The sequence below is a fragment of the Moorena sp. SIO4A1 genome, assembly GCF_010672065.1.
Classification (GTDB): domain Bacteria; phylum Cyanobacteriota; class Cyanobacteriia; order Cyanobacteriales; family Coleofasciculaceae; genus Moorena.
In genome coordinates, this window is sequence record NZ_JAAHHX010000207.1 from 1 (window position 1) to 3,090 (window position 3,090).

Here is a 3,090-nt window from a genome sequence, read left to right on the forward strand (position 1 = left end):
AGGCTTTAGCTTCGTAGGTAATACAACCCCAGCCTAATTCAGTGGCAGCAGCAGGTGCTGGCTCTAGTGCTGTGGGACTAGAGCTGTAAGGAAAGTCAAATTGATAGATTACTAATCGGTCTACTTCTAAAAAGTGTCGTACCCGTTCAACTGCTGTGGTCAGGATCAGCGGTAACTCTTGGCTTTGACGGATTTGACTGGTCACCTGATTGAGCAATCGCTCTTGCTCAACCTGCTGGTGCAGTGCTTCTGCTACGGGTTGACAAATGGACGCATAGGGATAATCTGGCTCTGCTAATGGTGGAACATCGGTGCTGTAGTCACACAGAATATCGATTAATGATAGGGTAAATTCGCTCTGGATAGCTGGATTATTGGGTTTGAGGGAGGCTTGAGCCCTATTGATTAGGTTGAGAATATCCTCAGAGGTGTCAACTTCTAATGGTGAGGTTAGGTAGGAGTCCTTGAGATGGGTAAGAAAGTTTGCGATCGCATCCGGAGCGAAGGTCAATCCCACTTGGTACAGTCTCATCAGAGAGTCATACCCAGTTAAGGTCTCCGGTTGGGCTTCCCCCCACAGTAGACAACTGAACTGTTCTGATCCGATCAGGGTAAACCTCTGGCTCTGAGCCTCAGTACTCACCCTCTGATTTACCAAAATATCAGACTTTAGGAGTATTGCCTCTTCGGCCAAGGTTGACTTCATCTCGTCTAATCGCTGATCCAGACGTTCGAACACAGCCAAGGGCAAAATTCTGAGGAATTTTGGATTACTAAATAATTTGGTAGGTGGAATTAACGATAACACCTGCTGCCTGGTGGGCTAAATTGCCTGAATGGTGTGGATAATAGCTTATTTGATGGTAGTTTATTTTTGTCGACCTGCTCATACGTATTTCCCTAATTTACCACATTTTAGCTTTGCGTGCAGCGTGGTAAGCGTGGTAAGCGTGGTAAATATGATAAAAATAAATATGGTAAGTGTGGTTAACACGCCCAGGGAGAGGGTAGAAGTAATTGCTTTGGTTGGTTAATAAAGTACCAAACTAGATGGCGATGTTCCGTTCGCGCAGCGTCTGGCACTGCCAGTAACGAACCGCTTCGCGAACGCACTAATTTTTTAGTAATGTTTAACATCGGTAATAAGGAGTAAAACTAAAATACAATAGATAAATAGATCAGATTAAAAGTGATCAGACATGACACCAGAAGAAAGATTAACTCAAGTAGAGAACTTGTTAGAGACAGCAGCACGATACATTAATCGCCATAGTCAGACCATTGAGCAAAATCAAGCAGACATCACTCAATTACGAGTTTCTCTGAATGAGACCTTAAGATTGTTTTCTGAGTTAGCAACCTATCAACGTCAAAGTCAAGAGGAGATTCGTCAAAATCAAAAAGAAATACGACGGATTTGGGAATATTTATTAAATCAAAGCGGTAATGGACGCTCCGGGAATTAAACTTCTAGCATTGTACCACTGGTTTGGTGCGTTATTAACCGACCAAACTAGAACGCGATGCTCCTTGGCCTTTGGGCCACGCTACGCGAATGGAGCCGCTACGCGAACGCACTAAAACAAGGGAATTACTGGGATTTAAAATTAGCCACAATTTTCTGGATTTTGTCGGATGTAATATCTCCTTGATATGACTTTGATTAAATAGTAACCAAAATAATGTTATTTGAAGTTTTTAGGTAGTAAATAAAGCGGTAACCGCCACTTTTACCCTTTTGAATATTACTATTCCTAACCCTGACCTTGAATACCGTGTAGGGAATGCTTGGGATCTGATCCCCAATAATTTCACCTGACTGTAACTGATCAATAATCGGCTGGACATCAGAGCGGATATTACGATACCGCTTGGCTAGATTGCGTAGGCTTCTCTTGAACTCAGGTGTAACCTTGATTTGGATTTTGGCTGGTTCATTCTGGATCAATCCCATCCCACAGCTGTGAAACAGGAAGTGTATTCCCTGTCATGGCTTCTTGCCATCCCTGACGAAAGCTTTCTTCTGCCGTATCCTGTGTAACACTCTCACGAAACAAACGAACTATCTGCAACAAATTGGGTAAGTATTCTTGGGGAGTTTGCTGTATTTCCTCAATAACTTGTTCGAGTATTTCTGTGGTAGTAGCATTATCAGCTACAAAATTTTTGTCTGTCATTCTCCTACCTTAAAGTTAGCAATACTCTGATTACTATAGCAGTTCTCAATTGGGTTAGGTACTTTCGTTATCGGGAGTAGGGAGTAGGGAGTAGGGAGTAGGGAGTAGGGAGTAGGGAGTAGGGCGAAGAGTGTGGGGCGGGGGGGGCGGAGAGAATTGTTATATTGGTTTAATAGCGCACTAAACTAGAATGCGATGCTCCTTGGCCTTTGGGCCACGCTACGCGAATGGAGCCGCTACGCGAACGCACTAATTTTTTAGTAATGTTTAACATCATAAATAATGATAAAAAATCGAATATAATAGATAAATCTCTCAAATTCAAAGTGATCAGACATGACACCAGAAGAAAGATTAACTCAAGTAGAGAACTTGTTAGAGACAGCAGCACGATACATTAATCGTCACTCTCAGACCATCGAGGAAAATCAAGCAGAAATTACTCAATTACGAGTTTCCCTCAATGAGACCTTAAAATTGTTTTCCGAGTTAGCAACCTATCAACGTCAAAATCAAGAGGAAATACGACGGATTTGGGAATATTTATTAAATCAAAGCAATAATGGACGCTCCGGGAATTAAACCTCTAGCAGTTTCCGACTAGTTTGGTGCGTTATTAACCCACCAAACTATAACGCGATGTTTCGTTCGTGCAGCGTCTGGCACTGCCAGTAAGGAACCGCTTTCCGATGCTCCTTGGCCTTGGCCTATTGGCCACGCTACGCGAATGGGCCACGCTACGCGAATGGAGCCCCTACGCGAACGCACTAATTTTGTAAGCATTCAGCCTACGGCTATCACCATCTGTAGCGCATATGCTTACCTAATTTTTTAGTAATGTTTAATATCATAAATAAGGATAAAAAAAAGAATATAATAGATAAATATATCAAAGTAAAAGTGATCAGACATG

8 protein-coding genes are annotated in these 3,090 nt (G+C 42.4%); 4 read left to right on the forward strand and 4 right to left on the reverse strand.

Features of this window, described 5'->3' with window-relative positions; all coding sequences use genetic code 11:
* Both F6K53_RS36185 and F6K53_RS36190 read right to left on the reverse strand, forming a co-directional pair.
* The coding region (locus tag F6K53_RS36185) for a GAF domain-containing protein (RefSeq protein WP_293084255.1) at positions 1-739 on the reverse strand (739 nt) is incomplete at its 3' end.
* 248 nt (positions 740-987) lie between these two features.
* Complete coding sequence (locus F6K53_RS36190; protein ID WP_158069425.1) at positions 988-1,137, reverse strand: hypothetical protein; 150 nt, start codon at positions 1,135-1,137, stop codon at positions 988-990.
* Positions 1,138-1,199: 62 nt separating this feature from the next.
* Between F6K53_RS36190 and F6K53_RS36195 the strand changes: the two genes are divergently transcribed.
* Together F6K53_RS36195 and F6K53_RS36200 are read left to right on the forward strand one after the other, a co-directional pair.
* A complete protein-coding gene (locus F6K53_RS36195) occupies positions 1,200-1,466 on the forward strand; it encodes a hypothetical protein (RefSeq protein ID WP_293054202.1) in 267 nt (88 codons plus the stop codon).
* Positions 1,447-1,581 carry a hypothetical protein gene (locus F6K53_RS36200; RefSeq protein WP_293054199.1) on the forward strand — a complete coding sequence of 45 codons (135 nt, stop codon included), beginning with the start codon at positions 1,447-1,449 and terminating at the stop codon, positions 1,579-1,581. Before F6K53_RS36195 ends, F6K53_RS36200 begins: the two co-directional genes overlap by 20 nt.
* 82 nt (positions 1,582-1,663) lie before the next feature.
* On the opposite strand, the gene F6K53_RS36205 is transcribed toward F6K53_RS36200, so the two are convergent.
* Together F6K53_RS36205 and F6K53_RS36210 are read right to left on the reverse strand one after the other, a co-directional pair.
* A complete protein-coding gene (locus F6K53_RS36205) occupies positions 1,664-1,954 on the reverse strand; it encodes a type II toxin-antitoxin system RelE/ParE family toxin (RefSeq protein WP_366510676.1) in 291 nt (96 codons plus the stop codon).
* On the reverse strand, positions 1,935-2,177 hold the full coding sequence (locus F6K53_RS36210; protein ID WP_293084252.1) for a hypothetical protein: 243 nt from the start codon (positions 2,175-2,177) through the stop codon (positions 1,935-1,937). The genes F6K53_RS36205 and F6K53_RS36210 overlap by 20 nt, the downstream gene beginning before the upstream one ends.
* A gap of 336 nt (positions 2,178-2,513) precedes the next feature.
* On the opposite strand from F6K53_RS36210, the gene F6K53_RS36215 reads away from it, so the two are divergent.
* Positions 2,514-2,759, forward strand: coding sequence for a hypothetical protein (locus F6K53_RS36215; protein WP_293054193.1), 246 nt, complete (start codon positions 2,514-2,516; stop codon positions 2,757-2,759).
* Between the two features lie 68 nt (positions 2,760-2,827).
* Positions 2,828-2,956, forward strand: a complete 129-nt coding sequence (locus F6K53_RS36220) for a hypothetical protein (protein WP_293072657.1) — start codon at positions 2,828-2,830, stop codon at positions 2,954-2,956.
* Positions 2,957-3,090 lie beyond the last annotated feature (134 nt).